This window comes from Rhodoferax sp. GW822-FHT02D07, from assembly GCF_058802405.1.
The window spans coordinates 1-17,463 of sequence record NZ_JBXAOD010000007.1 but is presented as its reverse complement, the minus strand read 5'-3'; the positions used below and the strand labels follow the sequence as shown (position 1 = coordinate 17,463).

Annotated in this window: 13 protein-coding genes and 1 tRNA gene; all 14 read right to left on the bottom strand. The window is 60.7% G+C overall.

From position 1 onward, the window contains the following. Nucleotides 1-23: 23 nt before the first annotated feature. Nucleotides 24-2,297, bottom strand: coding sequence for a sensor histidine kinase (locus tag AC1RNN_RS15425; RefSeq protein ID WP_493090302.1), 2,274 nt, complete (start codon nt 2,295-2,297; stop codon nt 24-26). After that, on the bottom strand, nt 2,294-2,875 hold the full coding sequence (locus AC1RNN_RS15420) for a DUF4390 domain-containing protein (protein ID WP_493090303.1): 582 nt from the start codon (nt 2,873-2,875) through the stop codon (nt 2,294-2,296). The genes AC1RNN_RS15425 and AC1RNN_RS15420 overlap by 4 nt, the downstream gene beginning before the upstream one ends. Nucleotides 2,876-2,882: 7 nt before the next feature. Continuing rightward, nucleotides 2,883-4,208: a 16S rRNA (cytosine(967)-C(5))-methyltransferase RsmB gene (rsmB, locus tag AC1RNN_RS15415; protein WP_493090304.1), complete on the bottom strand. Its 1,326-nt coding sequence runs from the start codon at nt 4,206-4,208 to the stop codon at nt 2,883-2,885. 3 nt (nt 4,209-4,211) lie between these two features. Next, nucleotides 4,212-4,748 carry a hypothetical protein gene (locus AC1RNN_RS15410; protein ID WP_493090305.1) on the bottom strand — a complete coding sequence of 179 codons (537 nt, stop codon included), beginning with the start codon at nt 4,746-4,748 and terminating at the stop codon, nt 4,212-4,214. 82 nt (nt 4,749-4,830) lie between these two features. After that, entirely contained in the window at nt 4,831-9,057 is a 4,227-nt protein-coding gene (gene rpoC, locus AC1RNN_RS15405; RefSeq protein WP_493090307.1) for a DNA-directed RNA polymerase subunit beta', read from the bottom strand. A gap of 19 nt (nt 9,058-9,076) precedes the next feature. Continuing rightward, entirely contained in the window at nt 9,077-13,189 is a 4,113-nt protein-coding gene (gene rpoB / locus AC1RNN_RS15400; protein WP_493090309.1) for a DNA-directed RNA polymerase subunit beta, read from the bottom strand. A 275-nt stretch (nt 13,190-13,464) separates the two neighbouring features. Further along, on the bottom strand, nt 13,465-13,842 hold the full coding sequence (gene rplL, locus AC1RNN_RS15395) for a 50S ribosomal protein L7/L12 (RefSeq protein ID WP_493090310.1): 378 nt from the start codon (nt 13,840-13,842) through the stop codon (nt 13,465-13,467). A 42-nt stretch (nt 13,843-13,884) separates the two neighbouring features. Beyond that, nucleotides 13,885-14,412, bottom strand: coding sequence for a 50S ribosomal protein L10 (gene rplJ / locus AC1RNN_RS15390; protein ID WP_493090311.1), 528 nt, complete (start codon nt 14,410-14,412; stop codon nt 13,885-13,887). 254 nt (nt 14,413-14,666) lie between these two features. Then, nucleotides 14,667-15,362, bottom strand: coding sequence for a 50S ribosomal protein L1 (rplA, locus tag AC1RNN_RS15385; protein WP_493090313.1), 696 nt, complete (start codon nt 15,360-15,362; stop codon nt 14,667-14,669). Further along, nucleotides 15,363-15,794, bottom strand: a complete 432-nt coding sequence (gene rplK / locus AC1RNN_RS15380; protein WP_057674553.1) for a 50S ribosomal protein L11 — start codon at nt 15,792-15,794, stop codon at nt 15,363-15,365. A 137-nt stretch (nt 15,795-15,931) separates the two neighbouring features. Beyond that, nucleotides 15,932-16,522 carry a transcription termination/antitermination protein NusG gene (gene nusG, locus AC1RNN_RS15375; protein WP_493090315.1) on the bottom strand — a complete coding sequence of 197 codons (591 nt, stop codon included), beginning with the start codon at nt 16,520-16,522 and terminating at the stop codon, nt 15,932-15,934. Continuing rightward, a complete protein-coding gene (gene secE / locus AC1RNN_RS15370) occupies nt 16,522-16,905 on the bottom strand; it encodes a preprotein translocase subunit SecE (protein ID WP_493090317.1) in 384 nt (127 codons plus the stop codon). Before secE ends, nusG begins: the two co-directional genes overlap by 1 nt. A 98-nt stretch (nt 16,906-17,003) precedes the next feature. Beyond that, a tRNA-Trp gene (locus tag AC1RNN_RS15365) sits at nt 17,004-17,079 on the bottom strand. Between the two features lie 9 nt (nt 17,080-17,088). After that, nucleotides 17,089-17,463: EF-Tu C-terminal domain-related protein (locus AC1RNN_RS15360; RefSeq protein ID WP_493090319.1), on the bottom strand; the 375-nt coding region annotated here is incomplete at its 5' end.

Below are 17,463 nucleotides of genomic sequence, written 5' to 3'. Positions count from 1 at the left end.
CCCTTTGATGCCCTTGTCCGCACTCAAACCTGTGCGCTGTGGTCTATGCTCAATGATAACGACACTTGCGCCCCAACCACTTTGCCGTCCAGCATGCGGTTGGTGATGTCAACACGGCTGCCGTGTTCGTCGGCGATTTTCTTGACAACGGCCAACCCCAAGCCCGTACCTTTGGCCTTGGTAGTGACATAGGGCTCGAAAGCGCGTTTGAGAATCTGCTCGGGAAAGCCCGTGCCCTGATCCAGCACCGAGAGGCGCACGCGGTCGGTGGCGGCCTGGTACTGGGTGCGTATGGTGACGTGCCCGGACTCGGCCAGACCGGACGATTCGGTGGCGTCCTGTGCGTTCTGCACCAGATTGTGGATGACTTGGCGCAGTTGCTGCGCGTCGCCACGCACCGGTGGACTGGCAGCGTCGAGTTCGGCCTGCACCAGCACCTTGCTGGCGTCGGTCTCGTAGAGCTGCAGCACGTCGCGCACCAGCGCATTGAGGTCCACCGGCTTCAGTTCGGCCGAGGGCAGGCGCGCATAGTCGCGGAACTCATTGACCAAGCGTTTCATCGCATCGACCTGATCCACGATGGTCTTGACGGATTTGCTCAAGACCACAGCCTCGCTGCCTTCGAGCTTGCCCGCGAGCTTCATCTCCAGGCGCTCGGCCGAGAGCTGGATCGGTGTCAGCGGATTCTTGATTTCATGGGCCAGGCGGCGTGCCACTTCGCCCCAAGCCTGCGCGCGCTGGGCCGAAACAATTTCGGAAATATCGTCAAACACCAGCAGGCGCTGCGCACCGGGCAGTTCCGCTCCGCGCGCAACCAGTGTGAGGGCGCGTTCAAAAGGGCTTTGCACGGCGGCGTTGCCGCCCAGCTCGAACGATTGCTGCCAGTGGTCCAGCTCGTGTTCGGTTTGACCCGAAAAGTATTGGTTGAACTGCTCCTGCACAGCCTGGCCAAAGGCCTCCAACCCCGGGATGTCCTCAAGGGCATGGCCTTCATGTGACGCCAGAGGCAACTGCAAAATGCGTGTTGCGCCCGGGTTGCTGGAAACAATCCGGCCATCTGCTGTCAGCACCACCACGCCAGACGTCAGATTGTCCAAAATAGTCTGCAAGTTGGCACGCGCTGCATCCACCTGTGTCATGCTGGTCTCAACAGACTGGCGTGCTTCTGCAAGCTGTTGGGTCATGGACGCAAAGGCGCGCGTCAGACCGCCCAGCTCATCGCGTCCCTGCATTGCAAGCTTGGGCGTCAAGTCCCCTGCTGCCACCTGGCTCACGCCCTCTGTCAGCAGAAGCAAGGGCCTGGCAATCTGGTTCCCCAAAATCACGGCCAGTAAAACAGCTCCAAAAACAGCGAGGAAAAGGCTGAGCGTCAAGGTGCCGATGTACATGCGCTTGAGCCCCTCACGCCCCAGAGCCCGCTCCTGGTATTCGCGGTTGGCGGATTCAACCGCCATGGCATTGGCCACCAAACCCGAAGGAAGGGTACGGGACACCAACAAATAGCGGGCATCTGCCGACAAGCCCAAAACGGCGCTGGAAACGGGCACGAGGGCCTTAATCTGAGCATTGGCCAAAGCCCCGGGTGCAGATTCCTCCAATCCCTCAATCCAGGAAAGCGAGCGAGCTTGCCGCGCCGACCGGAACTGACTGGAACTGGGCTTGTCCGGACTCAACTGAAACCGGGACTGCCCCACACTGGCAATCAGTTTGCCGCTTCCCGTCCACACGGTGATGTCAGTGGCACCAAGCTGCTCCAGCAATCGCTCCGCAACTTCACCCACACCACTATCGCTGACCTCCGCCAATTGAGACGACGCTGCCCGGGACTTGTTGGCCAGGTCGCTGGACAAGGTTTCGAGTGTCACACGCCCCAGACTCAGCCCGGCCTCAAGCGCGCCTTCCACCTCTACATCAAACCATGTTTCAATGGATCGGGAGACAAACTGATAAGACACCACGTAAATCAGAAGACCAGGCCCGACGCCCACAAGGGCAAAAATGGTTGCCAACTTGACCAGCAGGCGACTACCAAAACGCCCTTGGCGCAGCCGAGCCATCAGACGGTAGCCCACCCAGGCAATGGCGATCGCCAATGCGGACGCGACTATGACATTGACCACAAACAGGCGGGCGTAGTTCTCCTCATAGAACTCCCGGTTGGTGGTGGCCTGCGTCAACAGATAGAGCAACAGCAGGCCAATGAGCACCATGACGGCAGCCCCCAGCGTGATGGTGCGTCGCACCGCACGCGAAGTCAGCACGCGATCGGTCGACGCCGGCACCACGGCCCTTGTCATTTGGCAGCCTCAGGCGCCAGAACTTCGGAGCGAGAAATCGAGATATCCCAGTCCGGCTGGCCAATCGCGCCGATCTGAAAGGGGCGTGGCAACTGGCTTTGGTCAAGGCGGAATCGGAAATCAAAGCGGTAGCGCAATGCCGGATCCAGCTCGCTGGCACCGGCAATGCGCCAGCGCGAAATACGCTTGATGGAGGCCATGGCTTGCTGCAAGGTGTCAAAGCTCTGGTTCAGCGCCAAGCCCTGACCTGCAGCATTGGGGACACCGGAGCTGACAGTCAGGCGCCAGCGCCGCGTCAGAGGTTGGAACGCGAGCCGGAACTGGCGCACCGAGCTGACCACGCTTTTGTCATACCAGTACCAGCGTTCGCGCAGCACCTCGGCCTCGGCCACAAACACCATGGGGATGCCCTTTAGCAAGGCCTCTTCCACCGTGGTGGAGAGTTCGAATTGGAGCTGGGCCGAGAGACTGAGTTCTTCACTGCCGCGCTCCAGCTCGAACGAGGCCAGCTCCACCGAAGCCTGTGCCTGGCCCAGCAGGCCCAGGCACAACAAGCAGGCGGTCAGCAGCCAACGCATTGCCCGGTCAAGCAGCGCGCTTCTCGAAAAGTGCGTAGAAAAAACCGTCGTGGTCACCCAATGGATTGTCAGCGACAAGGCCTGGCCCTACGTTGCTACGGGGCAGCAAATGGCCGGGAGAAGGCAGCAAACGGGCGTCAGTGTTGTTTGCAAGAAACGCTTGCACCTGCGCATCGCCCTCGGCGCGGAAGATGGAGCAGGTACAGAACAGCAGGCGCCCGCCGGCGCGCACCAGCGGCCAGAGTGCGCGCAGCAACTCGGTCTGAATAGCGGCGAGCTGCGCGCTGTCGCCCTCTCGGCGCAGCCAGCGGATGTCGGGGTGGCGCCGCACAATGCCCGAGGCTGTGCACGGCGCGTCCAGCAGGATGAGGTCAAACACGCGGCCATCCCACCAGCTCGCCACGGCGCCCGCGTCGGCCACCCGGATCTGCGCCTGCAGGCCCAAGCGCTCGACATTGCTTTCAATGCGCTGGGCACGGCGCTCATCCACCTCCAGAGCCACAACCTCGGCATCGGCTAGCTCCAGCAGATGGCCGGTCTTGCCGCCGGGCGCGGCGCAGGCGTCAAGGATGCGCAGCGGGCCCGGGACCACATAGCCATCCAGTAGCAGCGGCGCGGCGACCTGGGCCGCTGCATCCTGCACTGAGACGCAGCCTTGGGCAAAGCCGGGCAGCTTGTCCACGGGCACGGGGTGCAACAGCTCAATGGTGTTGGCAGAACAGTGCCTCGCTGCCAGGCCCGCGTCCTGCAAGGTCTGCAAATAGGCCCCGACCTCGGCACGCCGCGGATTGACGCGCAGCGTCATGGGCGCGTGGCGGTTGGCCGCAGCGAGCAGCGACTCCCAATGTTCAGGATGGTCTTTCTCCAGGCGCGCAATCCACCAGCGCGGGTGGTTCCAGCGCGCCACCGGGTCGGCATCGCTAGCCTGCAGCAAGGCCTCGCTCTCGCGCAGGAAGCGGCGCAGGCAAGCATTGATGAAATTGGCTTGGGCCTTGGTTTCAGACATGCGCTTGGCCGCTTCCACCGATTGGTTGACCAGCGTGAAGGCGTCGTAGGCCTGGGCCTCGGCGTCGCTGGCCAGCGCCAGTGCGGCACAGAGCAAGGCATCAGCCAGGGGCGGCGGCGCCTTGCGCGCGAGCTGCGCACGCAGCGCCTGGGCCTGGCCCCAACGCCGCCAGGCGTGGAAGCACAGGGCCTGCACGCCACCGCGCAGGCCAGAGTCCACAGATTCCAACGCTACGGTGCCCGAGATACCGGACTGGACCGCGTGGCAGACACGCGCCACCTGCTGCAACTGCCGCCACAGCGGCGGCGCTTTTACGACTTCATTCATGGATCAGAATATTCCTGCGGGCGCGAAGCCCATGGTGCGCACCACCCAGCGGGCCGGCAGCTGCGCAATCGCTTCGTTGTAACGCGCGGCGATCTGGTTGTAGCCACCGCTGGCGCTTTGCACTTTGTTGCTGGCCGCTGTCCAGGCCTCCAACACTTCAGCAGGCATGACGGGGCCGGCGAGGTCATTGGGGGTTTCACAGCCCTGCTCCCAGGTGGTCTGCATGGCGGACCAAGCCTCGGACAGGGCGCGCACATCGGCCGGAAGCAGGGGCGTGAGGTGCGCCTGCGCCAGCACATGCTCCAGATGCGAGGCCGCCGATTCCAACGCCGCCCAGGTGGGCACGCGTACGCGCGCCTCCAGTTCACCCTGGGGCACCAGCGCCTGTTTAACCAGCGCAGCGCAGGCCCCCGCGTGCTTTTCCACCACGCCCATGACTTCGAGGCCGCGCGCGCGCAAGCGCATGAGGCGGTTGTACAAACCCACACCCCAGAACAGCAGCAGCGCCAGAGCCAGCCACAACAGCAAAGACAGATCCATGGTCAGCGACTTTCAAAAAAAATGCCCCAAGCTGCGCAGGACATGCTTGGGGCATTGGCGCAAAGCGCGCTAGGCGTGCCGCTTATTCAGCTGCAGAGCCTTCGTTGGTTTCCACCTCACCAACGGCGTCGGAGCCACCCGCCAGTTCGGCGGCTTCGGCTTCGGCGATCGCACGGCGTTCGGCGTCGTCCATGGTCTCGCGCACCTTGCGGGCGTCGTGGTAGGCCAGACCGGTACCAGCGGGGATCAGGCGACCCACGATGACGTTTTCCTTCAGGCCACGCAGCTCGTCGCGCTTGCCCATGATGGCAGCCTCGGTCAGCACGCGCGTGGTTTCCTGGAAGGACGCCGCGGAGATGAAGCTGTCGGTGGACAACGATGCCTTGGTGATACCCAGCAGCAGGTTGGTGTAGGTCGCAGGCACCTTGCCTTCGGCGCGCAGGGCGTCGTTGGTGTTGAGCATTTCGGAACGCTCCACCTGTTCACCATTGATGTAGCTGGAGTCACCGGCGTTCTCGACCACCACACGGCGCAGCATCTGACGAACAATCACTTCGATGTGCTTGTCGTTGATCTTCACGCCTTGCAAGCGGTACACGTCCTGCACTTCGTCCACGATGTAGCGGGCCAGTTCTTCGGAACCCAGCAGGCGCAGGATGTCCTGCGGATCGGCCGGGCCGTCCACCACGCTTTCGCCCTTGTTGACCACCTGGCCTTCGTGCACCAAGATGTTCTTTTCCTTGGGCACGAGTTCTTCCCAGACCTTGCCTTCGGGGTCGGTGATCTGCAGACGCACCTTGCCCTTGGTTTCCTTACCGAACGACACTGTACCGGTCACTTCGGCCAGCACACCCTTGTCCTTGGGCGAACGGGCTTCGAAGAGTTCGGCCACACGTGGCAGACCGCCGGTAATGTCGCGGGTCTTCTGGCCTTCGATCGGGATACGCGCCAGCACTTCGCCGGGGCCCACGTCCTGACCGTCACGCACTTGCACCAGGGCGCCCACGGGGAAGCCGATCGTCACAGAGTGGTCGGTACCAGGGATCTTCACTTCGTGGCCGGAGGCGTCGATGAGCTTGACCTGGGGACGCACGACCTTGGCAGCGCCGCGGCGCTTGGGGTCGATCACCACCAGCGTGGACAAGCCGGTCACTTCGTCGACCTGCTTGGCCACGGTCAGACCTTCTTCCACGTTCTCGAAATGCGCCTTGCCGGCGAATTCGGTAATGATGGGGCGGGTCAGCGGGTCCCAGTTGGCGAGGATGGCGCCAGCCTTGATGGCTTGGTCGGCCTTCACGGTCAGCACGGCGCCGTAGGGCACCTTGTGGCGCTCACGCTCACGGCCGTGTTCGTCGTGGATGATGATTTCGCCGGAACGCGCAATCACCACCAGTTCACCCTTGCTATTCGTCACATAGCGCATCGTGGCGTTGAAGCCGATGGCGCCGTTGGACTTGGCTTCCACGCTGGAGGCGATGGCAGCGCGCGAAGCGGCACCGCCGATGTGGAAGGTACGCATGGTCAGCTGGGTACCGGGTTCACCGATGGACTGGGCAGCGATCACACCGACGGCTTCGCCGCCGTTGATCAGGCCGCCACGGCCCAGGTCGCGGCCATAGCACTTGGCGCAGATGCCAAAGCGGGTTTCGCAGGTCAGCGCGGTACGCACCTTGACCTCGTCCACGCCAGCGGCTTCGAGCTCTTCGATGAGGTCTTCATCGAGCATGTCGCCGGCCTTGGCCAGCACGCCACGGTTTTCGGGGTGCAGCACGTCGTCGGCAGTGGTACGGCCCAGCACGCGGTCGCGCAGGGATTCGATCACTTCACCGCCTTCGACGATGGCGCGCATCAGGTAACCGCTGTGGGTGCCGCAATCCTGCTCGGTCACCACCAGATCCTGGGTCACGTCGACCAGGCGGCGTGTCAGGTAACCGGAGTTGGCAGTCTTTAGCGCCGTGTCGGCCAGACCCTTACGGGCACCGTGGGTGGAGATGAAGTACTCCAGCACGTTCAGACCTTCGCGGAAGTTCGCGGTAATGGGCGTCTCGATGATGGAACCGTCAGGCTTGGCCATCAGACCCCGCATACCGGCCACCTGGCGGATCTGGGCGGCAGAGCCGCGGGCGCCGGAGTCAGCCATCATGTAGATGGAGTTGAAGGACTCCTGGGCCACTTCCTTGCCGTTGCGGTCGATCACCATCTCTTTGGAGAGCTTGGCCATCATCACCTTGGACACTTCGTCACCCGACTTGCCCCAGATGTCCACCACCTTGTTGTAGCGCTCGCCAGCGGTCACCAGACCGGAGACGTACTGCTGTTCGATCTCCTTCACTTCCTTCTGGGCGCGACCGATGATGTCGTGCTTTTCGGAAGGCACCAGCATGTCGCCGATACAGATGGAGATACCGGCCTTGGTCGCCAGACGGAAACCGCTTTGCAGCAGCTTGTCGGCAAACACCACGGTTTCCTTCAGGCCGCACTTGCGGAAGCTCACGTTGATGAGCTTGGAGATTTCCTTCTTCTTGAGCGCCTTGTTGATGTTGGCAAAAGGCAGGCCCTTGGGCAGGATTTCAGACAGCAGTGCGCGGCCGGCGGTGGTTTCCCACAGCTTGGTCGAGGGCACGAATTCGCCGGTGGCCTTGTCCTTGGTCCATTCGGTCAGGCGCACGTTGATGCGTGCGTTGAGCTCGACCTGGCCCGCGTCAAAGGCGCGTTGCACTTCACCGGTATCGGCGAAAATCAGGCCTTCACCCTTGCCGTTGATACGGTCACGGGTGGTGTAGTACAGACCCAGCACCACGTCCTGCGAGGGCACGATGGAGGGTTCGCCGTTGGCTGGGAACAGCACGTTATTGGAGGCCAGCATCAGCGTGCGGGCTTCCATTTGCGCTTCCACCGACAGGGGAACGTGCACAGCCATCTGGTCACCGTCGAAGTCGGCGTTGAAGGCCGCGCAAACGAGGGGGTGCAGCTGGATGGCCTTGCCTTCGATCAGGATGGGCTCAAAGGCCTGGATACCCAGACGGTGCAGCGTAGGCGCACGGTTGAGCATCACGGGGTGTTCCTTGATGACCTCTTCCAGGATGTCCCACACCACGGGCGTGCCGGATTCGACTTCCTTCTTGGCGGCCTTGATGGTGGTCGCAATGCCCATGGCTTCTAGGCGCGCGAAGATGAAGGGCTTGAACAGTTCCAGCGCCATCAGCTTGGGCAGACCACACTGGTGCAGCTTGAGCGTCGGGCCCACGGTAATCACGGAACGACCGGAATAGTCCACGCGCTTGCCCAGCAAGTTCTGACGGAAACGACCGCTCTTGCCCTTGATCATGTCGGCCAGGGACTTCAGTGCGCGCTTGTTGGCGCCCGTCATGGCCTTGCCACGGCGACCGTTGTCCAGCAGGCTGTCCACGGCTTCTTGCAGCATGCGCTTTTCGTTGCGCGCGATGATTTCCGGAGCCTTGAGCTCCAGCAGACGGCGCAGACGGCTGTTGCGGTTGATGACGCGGCGGTACAGGTCGTTCAGGTCGGAGGTCGCGAAGCGGCCGCCGTCCAGCGGGACCAGCGGACGCAGGTCCGGCGGCAACACGGGCAGCACGTCCAGCACCATCCACTCGGGCTTGATACCGGACTTCTTGAAGGCTTCGAGCACCTTGAGGCGCTTGGCGTTCTTCTTGATCTTCAGCTCGGAACCAGTCAGGTCGTTGCGCAGCTTCTCGATGGAGCCTTCGATGTCGATGCTCTCGAGCAGATCCTTGATACCTTCCGCACCCATCTTCGCGGTGAACTCGTCACCGTATTCCTTGAACTTGGCGTCGAAGTCGTCCTCGGACATGATGCTGTACTTCTTCAGCGGGGTCATGCCGGGGTCAGTCACCACATATGCTTCGAAGTAAAGCACGCGTTCAATGTCACGCAGTGTCATGTCGAGCACCAAGCCCAGACGAGACGGCAGGGACTTCAGGAACCAGATATGGGCGCAGGGCGCGGCAAGGTCGATGTGACCCATGCGTTCGCGGCGCACCTTGGTCTGTGTGACTTCAACGCCGCACTTTTCGCAGATCACACCGCGGTGCTTCAGACGCTTGTACTTGCCGCACAGGCATTCGTAGTCCTTGATGGGTCCAAAGATCTTGGCGCAGAACAGGCCGTCACGTTCGGGCTTGAAGGTGCGGTAGTTGATGGTTTCGGGCTTCTTCACTTCGCCAAAAGACCAGGAACGGATCTTTTCGGGCGAAGCCATGCCGATCTTGATGGCATCGAAATGCTCATCCGGGGTGAACTGCTTGAACAGGTCGAGTAAAGATTTCATGTGACTCTTTCCCTTTCAATTAAGAACGTTCGAGTTCGATGTCGATGCCCAAGGAACGGATTTCCTTGACCAACACATTGAACGATTCCGGCATGCCGGCTTCGATGGAGTGTTCGCCCTTGACGATGTTCTCGTACACCTTGGTACGGCCTTGCACGTCATCGGACTTGACGGTGAGCATTTCCTGCAACACGTAGGAGGCACCATATGCTTCCAGTGCCCACACTTCCATTTCACCGAAACGCTGGCCACCGAACTGGGCCTTGCCACCCAGCGGTTGCTGCGTGACCAAGCTGTAGGGGCCGGTCGAACGGGCGTGCATCTTGTCGTCTACCAAGTGGTGCAGCTTCAGGTAGTGCATGTAGCCCACGGTCGTGGTGCGCTCGAAAGCGTCGCCGGTGCGTCCGTCGTAGAGCTGCGCCTGGGTGCGTGCGGCGGTCAGGCCCTTGGCCTTGGCCACATCATCCGGGTAGGCCAGTTGCAGCATATCGCCGATTTCTTGCTCAGTCGCGCCGTCAAAAACGGGCGAGGCGAACGGAACACCGCTGGTGAGTTCCTGGGCCATGCTGCGGACTTCGCTGTCCGAGAGCTGGCTCAGGTCTTCCTTGCGGCCGGCGCTGTTATAGACCTGCTCGAGGAAGCCACGGATTTCCGTCGCTGCGGCTTCGCGCTGCAACATGTCGCCGATGCGCTGGCCCAAGCCCTTGCCGGCCCAGCCCAAGTGCACTTCCAGCACCTGACCGATGTTCATCCGCGAGGGCACGCCCAGCGGGTTGAGCACGATGTCGACGGGGGTGCCGTCTGCCAGGTAAGGCATGTCTTCCACGGGCGTGATTTTGGAGACCACGCCCTTGTTGCCGTGGCGGCCGGCCATCTTGTCACCAGGCTGCAGGCGGCGCTTGACCGCGATGTAGACCTTGACCATCTTGAGCACGCCTGCAGGCAGCTCGTCGCCTTGCGTGAGCTTCTTGCGCTTTTCTTCAAAAGCCAGGTCAAAGCTGTGGCGGGTCTGCTCCAGCGAGTTCTTGATGGACTCCAGCTGCGAAGCAACTTCTTCGTCCGCCGGGCGGATATCGAACCAATGGAACTTCTCGACGGAAGCCAGGTAGGCCTTGTCCAGCTTGGTGCCCTTGGCCAGCTTTTGCGGGCCGCCGTTGGCGACCTTGCCGGTCAGCAGCTTCTCGATACGGTCGAAAGCGTCGGCTTCCACGATGCGCAACTGGTCGTTGAGGTCCAGGCGGAAACGCTTGAGTTCGTCGTCGATGATCTGCTGGGCGCGGCGGTCGCGCTGGATGCCTTCACGGGTAAAGACCTGCACGTCAATGACCGTGCCTTGCGAGCCCTGGTCCACGCGCAGCGAGGTGTCCTTCACGTCGGAAGCCTTCTCGCCGAAGATGGCGCGCAGCAGCTTCTCTTCGGGCGTCAGCGTGGTCTCACCCTTGGGCGTGACCTTGCCCACCAGCGTGTCACCCGGCAGCACTTCCGCGCCCACGTAGATGATGCCGGACTCGTCCAGACGGTTGAGTTGTTGCTCGGACAAGTTGGGAATGTCGCGGGTGATTTCTTCCGCACCCAGCTTGGTGTCACGCGCCATCACCACGAGTTCTTCGATGTGAATGGAGGTGTAACGGTCTTCGGCCACCACGCGCTCGCTGATCAGGATCGAGTCTTCAAAGTTGTAGCCGTTCCAGGGCATGAAGGCCACCAGCATGTTCTGACCGATGGCGATTTCGCCCAAGTCAGTCGATGCACCGTCGGCAATCACGTCGCCCTTGGAGAGCTTGTCGCCCTTCTTGACGATGGGACGCTGGTGGATGTTGGTGTTCTGGTTGGAACGCTGGTACTTGATGAGGTTGTAGATGTCCACGCCCACTTCGCCGGCTTGCGCTTCGGCGTCGTTCACGCGGATCACCACGCGGGTCGCATCCACATAGTCCACCACGCCGCCACGGGTGGCGGTCACCACGGTGCCGGAGTCCACTGCGGCCACGCGCTCGATACCCGTGCCCACCATGGGCTTCTCGGGGCGCAGCACGGGCACGGCTTGACGCGACATGTTGGCGCCCATCAAGGCGCGGTTCGCATCGTCGTGCTCCAGGAAGGGCACCAGCGAGGCAGCCACCGACACGATCTGTGCGGGCGACACATCCATGTACTGCACGCGGTCGGCGCCGACCAGGATGGATTCACCCTTTTCACGTGCCGACACAAGGTCGCCAATCAGCGTACCGTCCTTGTCCAAGGCCGCGTTGGCCTGGGCAATCACGTACTTGCCTTCTTCGATGGCAGACAGGTAGTCGATGTCGTTGGTGACCTTGCTGTCAACCACACGGCGGTAGGGCGTCTCGATAAAGCCGTACTCGTTGAGGCGAGCGTAGAGGGCCAGCGAGTTGATCAGACCAATGTTCGGACCTTCAGGCGTTTCGATCGGGCAGACGCGACCGTAGTGGGTCACGTGCACGTCACGCACTTCGAAGCCGGCACGCTCGCGCGTCAAACCGCCCGGGCCAAGGGCCGACACGCGGCGCTTGTGGGTGATTTCGGCCAGCGGGTTGGTCTGGTCCATGAACTGCGATAGCTGGGACGCGCCGAAGAACTCCTTCAGTGCGGCCGAGATCGGCTTGCTGTTGATCAGGTCGTGCGGCATCAGGGGCTCTTGCTCAGCCTGGCCCAGACGCTCCTTCACAGCCTTCTCAATACGTGCCAGACCGGTACGGTACTGGTTTTCGGCGAGTTCGCCCACGCAACGCACGCGACGGTTGCCCAAGTGGTCAATATCGTCAACGTCACCGCGGCCATTGCGCAGGTCCACCAGGATCTTGACCACGGCCAAGATGTCTTCGTTGGTCAGCACCATGGGGCCGGACGATTCCGAACGGCCCATCTTGGCGTTGAACTTCATGCGGCCCACGCGCGACAGATCGTAAGTGTCGGGGTTGTAGAACAGACGCTGGAACAGGGCCTGCACGGCGTCTTCTGTCGGCGGCTCGCCGGGACGCATCATGCGGTAGATGGCCACACGTGCGGCAAACTCGTCCACCGTTTCGTCGGTGCGCAGGGTTTGCGAGATGTAGGCACCTTGGTCCAGCTCGTTGGTATAGATGCAAGCGAGTTCCTGGATGCCCGCGGTGCGCAGCTTCTTGAGCAGTGCTTCGGTCAGCTCTTCGTTGGCCTTGGCCACGATTTCGCCGGTGTCACCGTCAACCACATTGCGCGCCACGACGCGACCGATCAGGAAGTCTTCCGGCACGCTGATGTGCGAGGTACCGGACTGCTCGAGCTCGCGGGTGTGGCGTGCCGTGACGCGCTTGTCCTTGGCCACGACGACCTTGCCGCTCTTGTCGGTGATGTCGAAACGGGCCACTTCACCGCGCAGACGCTCGGCCACAAACTCCATTTGTGCGCCACTGTCCATCAGGCGGAAGTTGTCGTTAACGAAGAAGTTCGCGAGGATGGATTCGTTGTTCAGGCCGATGGCCTTGAGCAGAATGGTGACCGGCATCTTGCGGCGACGATCCACGCGGAAGTACAACAGGTCCTTGGGGTCGAACTCGAAGTCCAGCCAGGAGCCGCGGTAGGGAATGATGCGTGCGGAGAACAGCAGCTTGCCCGAGCTGTGGGTCTTGCCCTTGTCGTGCTCGAAAAACACGCCGGGCGAACGGTGCAGCTGGGACACGATCACGCGCTCAGTACCATTGATGATGAAAGAACCCTTGCCGGTCATCAGGGGCACTTCACCCATGTAGACCTCTTGTTCCTTGACTTCCTTGACCACCTTGTTCTGGGCCGTGGACGATTCACGGTCATAGATGATCAGCTGGACCTTGGCACGCACGGCGGAGGCAAAGGTCAGACCACGGGTCTGGCACTCACGCACATCAAACGCGGGCTTGGCGAGGTTGTACTCGAGGTACTTCATCTCCACAAAACCGTTGTGCGAGACGATGGGGAAGGCGGCTTCGAAGGCAGCCTGCAGGCCTTCTGCGGTACGTTTCTTGGGGGCTACGTCTGCCTGCAGGAATGCGGTGTACGCATCTTTTTGCATCTGCAGCAGGTAAGGGATCTCGAGCACACTTTCGCGACTACCGAAGTTTTTGCGAATGCGTTTGCGTTCTGTGTATGTGTAAGCCATTAGATCTCCGGGCAAAGGCTGAGGAATCCTGGGGGTCCTAGGCGACTGTCGCGTTGAGCGCTCTTCTCAACAGGCTTGGCGATTGGCCACTACCAATCACTGGCGGACGGCCATGCGTTGCACATGGCCCGTACCAAGGCATCTTCTGCAGTCGGGATCAGAAGACACTCCAAAACGGTTTTGAACCGCTTTGGAGTGTGCACTGAATACACGTCTCACAAGCAGCAAAGGCTGGAGGCCCTTGTGGGGACCTCCAGCCCTGGCAAAGCAAACTCTTACTTGAGTTCGGCCTTGGCGCCAGCTTCCACCAGCTTCTTCAGAGCGGCTTCAGCGTCAGCCTTAGCGATGCCTTCCTTGACAGCCTTGGGAGCGCCGTCGACCAGGTCCTTGGCTTCCTTCAGGCCCAGACCGGTGATTTCACGCACGGCCTTGATGACGGACACCTTGTTGGCGCCAGCGTCAGTCAGAACGACGTTGAACTCGGTCTTTTCTTCAGCAGCAGCAGCACCGCCACCGCCACCGCCAGCAGCGGGAGCAGCCATAGCAGCAGCGCTTACGCCAAATTTCTCTTCGATGGCTTTCACCAAGTCGTTGAGTTCCATGACCGACATGCTGTCCAGCGCGGTCAAAAATGCGTCTTTATCGAATGCCATTTTGATTTCCTAACAATATTGGTTACTACAGACAGGCAGCGATCAGGCTGCGGCTGCCTCTGCGGGGGCAGCTTCTGCTGCACCTGCGCCACGTTGCTCCGCCAACGCCGCCAGCACACGGGCCGTACGGGAGATGGGGGATTGCATCAAGCCCAGCAATTGCGCCAGCAACACTTCCTTGGAAGGGATGCTTGCCAGTTGCTTCACGCCGTTCACGTCCAGGGCCTTGCCGCCGTACGCACCGCCGCGGATGACCAACTTGTCGTTGGTCTTCGCGAAATCGGCCACCACCTTGGCGGCAGCCACTGCGTCTTCGGAAAAGCCGTAGATCAGGGGACCGGTCATCTGGTCAGCAACAACGTCAAAGCTGCTACCGGCAACAGCACGACGGGCCAAGGTGTTCTTCAGAACACTCAGGCTCACGCCAGCGCTGCGCGCGGTGTTGCGCAGTTTGGTCATGTCAGCGACCGTGATGCCGCGGTATTCCGCGATCACGAGCGTTTGAGCTTTAGCGGCGAGGCCGGTCACATCACTGATGACCGCTTCTTTCTCACTGCGATTCAGACTCAAGGTCTACTCCTTTAAATGCACCATGTAACTTGCGTCACTGGGTGCTCCACATTGCAGCGACCAACTGTTAACAGAACTTCATTCCATCTGCAGCGGGATCGCCATCTGCGTTGGCTTGGACCCTGGTTGCCCGGGAGCCCGACGATTAAGTGCAATCGCTTGCACACCAACGGTCTTGGATGGCCCGCCCTATTCAAGAACAGGGCGGCCCACCACTCTGGACCACCGTTTCCGATTGTCCAAATTTTTTGCGATTACGCCGCGATGGTTTGCAGGTCCACGCGGACACCCACACCCATGGTCGACGAAACAGCGATCTTGCGCAGGTACTGGCCCTTGCTCGAAGCGGGCTTGGCCTTGTTCAGCGCTTCCACCAGTGCAGCCAAGTTGCCTTGCAACTGGGCGGCGTCGAAGGAACGGCGACCGATAGTGCTATGCACGATACCGGCCTTGTCCACGCGGAATTGCACCTGACCTGCCTTGGCGTTCTTCACAGCCATAGCGACGTCGGGCGTCACAGTGCCCACCTTGGGGTTAGGCATCAGGCCGCGCGGCCCCAGGATTTGACCCAGGGTACCCACGATACGCATTGCGTCGGGCGCAGCAATCACCACGTCGAAAGGCATGTCGCCAGCCTTGACCATGGCAGCCAGATCGTCCATGCCGACCACATCAGCGCCAGCGGCCTTGGCCTCTTCAGCCTTGGCGCCTTGGGCGAACACAGCCACACGTTTTGTCTTGCCAGTGCCATTGGGCAGCACCACAGCGCCACGCACCACTTGGTCAGACTTCTTGGCATCGATACCGAGTTGCACGGCCACGTCGATGGATTCATCGAACTTGGCGTTGGCAAACTCTTTCACCAGACCCAGAGCGTCCGCCAGGGCGTACAGCTTGGTGGTGTCAATCTTGCCCACTTGGGCTTTTTGCTTTTTGGTGAGCTTGGACATTTACACGCCCTCCACATTCACGCCCATGGAACGGGCAGAACCAGCGATGGTGCGAACGGCTGCATCCAGATCGGCGGCAGTCATGTCCTTCATCTTGGTCTTGGCGATTTCTTCGAGCTGGGCGCGCGTGATCTTGCCAACCTTGTCCTTCAGGGGGTTGGAAGAGCCCTTGTCCAGCTTGATGGCCTTCTTGATCAGCACGGTGGCCGGAGGCGTCTTGATGACAAAGGTAAAGCTCTTGTCGGCAAATGCTGTGATCACCACGGGCAGAGGCAGACCAGGCTCAACACCTTGGGTCTGGGCATTGAATGCCTTGCAGAACTCCATGATGTTCAGACCGCGTTGACCCAGGGCCGGACCAATTGGGGGGGAGGGATTGGCTTTACCAGCTGGCACTTGCAGCTTGATGAAACCAACGATTTTCTTCGCCATGATTTCTCCTTACGGGTAATAACGCCTGGACACTGAACCACTCAGGTCCCGGCTCCCCGGGGTTAACGACTCTTTCAAAACGTCTGCGCCGAGTCGGATAACGCAAACACTAATCCACCATTGCTGGCGGAAAAACCTTATGTCTTTTCGATCTGAGAAAACTCAAGCTCGACGGGCGTGGAGCGACCGAAAATCGTGACCGACACACGCACCTTGCTCTTTTCGTAGTTGACGTCTTCCACCGAACCATTGAAGTCGGTGAACGGGCCTTCCTTGACGCGCACAAATTCGCCCACCACAAACTCGATCTTGTGGCGCGGTTTGTCAGTGCCTTCCTGCATCTGATTGACGATCTTCATGACCTCGGCTTCGGAGATCGGAGCCGGGCGATTCTTTGCACCACCCACAAAACCCGTGACCTTGTTGGTGTGCTTCACCAAGTGCCAGCTGTCGTCGTCCATGACCATTTCCACCAGAACGTATCCGGGGAAAAACTTGCGCTCGGTCGTTTTCTTCTGGCCATTCTTGACTTCCACCACTTCTTCCATGGGGACCAAGATACGGCCGAACTTGCTCTGCATGCCGGCACGGTTGATGCGCTCGATGATGTTGCGCTCAACAGCCTTTTCCATGCCGGAATAGGCGTGCACAACATACCAGCGCAGATCAGGATTCACAGGCGCGGACGCGGGCTGCTCTGCTGCGGGAGTCACCACATCATCAGTCATTATTTTTTCCACCCCAGAATCAGATCGTAGAAAACCCACTCAAGTGTCTTGTCCGTGAGCCAAAGGAACAAGGCCATGATGAGCACAAAACCAAACACATAGGCGGTGATTTGAATCGCCTCCTTGCGTGCGGGCCAGACCACCTTGCGCACTTCGCGCCAGGCATCCTTACCAAAGGCGATCAGCTGACGGCCGGACTCGGACGTGAAGAACGCCGCCGCAGCCAGACCCAAGCCCACCAGCAGCGCAGCCCACTGGACCACGGCACCTTGCTTGCCCAGCAGATAGAACGCCGTCAAGGCGCCAAGCACCAACAGTACAGCCACTGCCAATTTGGCTTTGTCTGCGCTGGTGTTGACTGTCTGAACTTGTGTCGTAGCCATAGTCTTTATTCGCGTTTCACTTGTACTAAATTTTCAGCATCCTCAAGACACTGAAGCCCGCTACACCGTAGCGGGCTTGCTTACCACCTATTCCCAGGTGGCAGGGGCAGTAGGAATCGAACCTACAACCTTCGGTTTTGGAGACCGACGCTCTGCCAATTGAGCTATACCCCTAGAGAACCCTTACGCGATGATTTTTGCAACCACGCCAGCGCCCACGGTACGACCACCTTCGCGGATAGCGAAGCGCAGACCTTCTTCCATGGCGATGGGGTTGATCAGCTTGACGGTAATGGAGACGTTGTCACCAGGCATCACCATTTCCTTGCCTTCGGGCAGCTCGATCGCACCGGTCACGTCCGTGGTACGGAAGTAGAACTGGGGACGGTAGTTGTTGAAGAAAGGAGTGTGGCGGCCGCCTTCATCCTTGCTCAGCACGTAGATTTCACCGGTGAAGTGGGTGTGGGGCTTGATCGAGCCAGGCTTGCACAGCACTTGGCCACGTTCCACTTCTTCACGCTTGGTGCCGCGCAGCAGGATACCGACGTTGTCGCCAGC

What these genes read in the sequence shown, in the direction of transcription:
- AC1RNN_RS15425 (WP_493090302.1), bottom strand. Translation starts at nt 2,297, where the DNA reads ATGACAAGGGCCGTGGTGCCGGCGTCGACCGATCGCGTGCTGACTTCG.
- AC1RNN_RS15420 (WP_493090303.1), bottom strand. Translation starts at nt 2,875, where the DNA reads ATGCGTTGGCTGCTGACCGCCTGCTTGTTGTGCCTGGGCCTGCTGGGC.
- rsmB (WP_493090304.1), bottom strand. Translation starts at nt 4,208, where the DNA reads ATGAATGAAGTCGTAAAAGCGCCGCCGCTGTGGCGGCAGTTGCAGCAG.
- AC1RNN_RS15410 (WP_493090305.1), bottom strand. Translation starts at nt 4,748, where the DNA reads ATGGATCTGTCTTTGCTGTTGTGGCTGGCTCTGGCGCTGCTGCTGTTC.
- rpoC (WP_493090307.1), bottom strand. Translation starts at nt 9,057, where the DNA reads ATGAAATCTTTACTCGACCTGTTCAAGCAGTTCACCCCGGATGAGCAT.
- rpoB (WP_493090309.1), bottom strand. Translation starts at nt 13,189, where the DNA reads ATGGCTTACACATACACAGAACGCAAACGCATTCGCAAAAACTTCGGT.
- rplL (WP_493090310.1), bottom strand. Translation starts at nt 13,842, where the DNA reads ATGGCATTCGATAAAGACGCATTTTTGACCGCGCTGGACAGCATGTCG.
- rplA (WP_493090313.1), bottom strand. Translation starts at nt 15,362, where the DNA reads ATGTCCAAGCTCACCAAAAAGCAAAAAGCCCAAGTGGGCAAGATTGAC.
- rplK (WP_057674553.1), bottom strand. Translation starts at nt 15,794, where the DNA reads ATGGCGAAGAAAATCGTTGGTTTCATCAAGCTGCAAGTGCCAGCTGGT.
- nusG (WP_493090315.1), bottom strand. Translation starts at nt 16,522, where the DNA reads ATGACTGATGATGTGGTGACTCCCGCAGCAGAGCAGCCCGCGTCCGCG.
- secE (WP_493090317.1), bottom strand. Translation starts at nt 16,905, where the DNA reads ATGGCTACGACACAAGTTCAGACAGTCAACACCAGCGCAGACAAAGCC.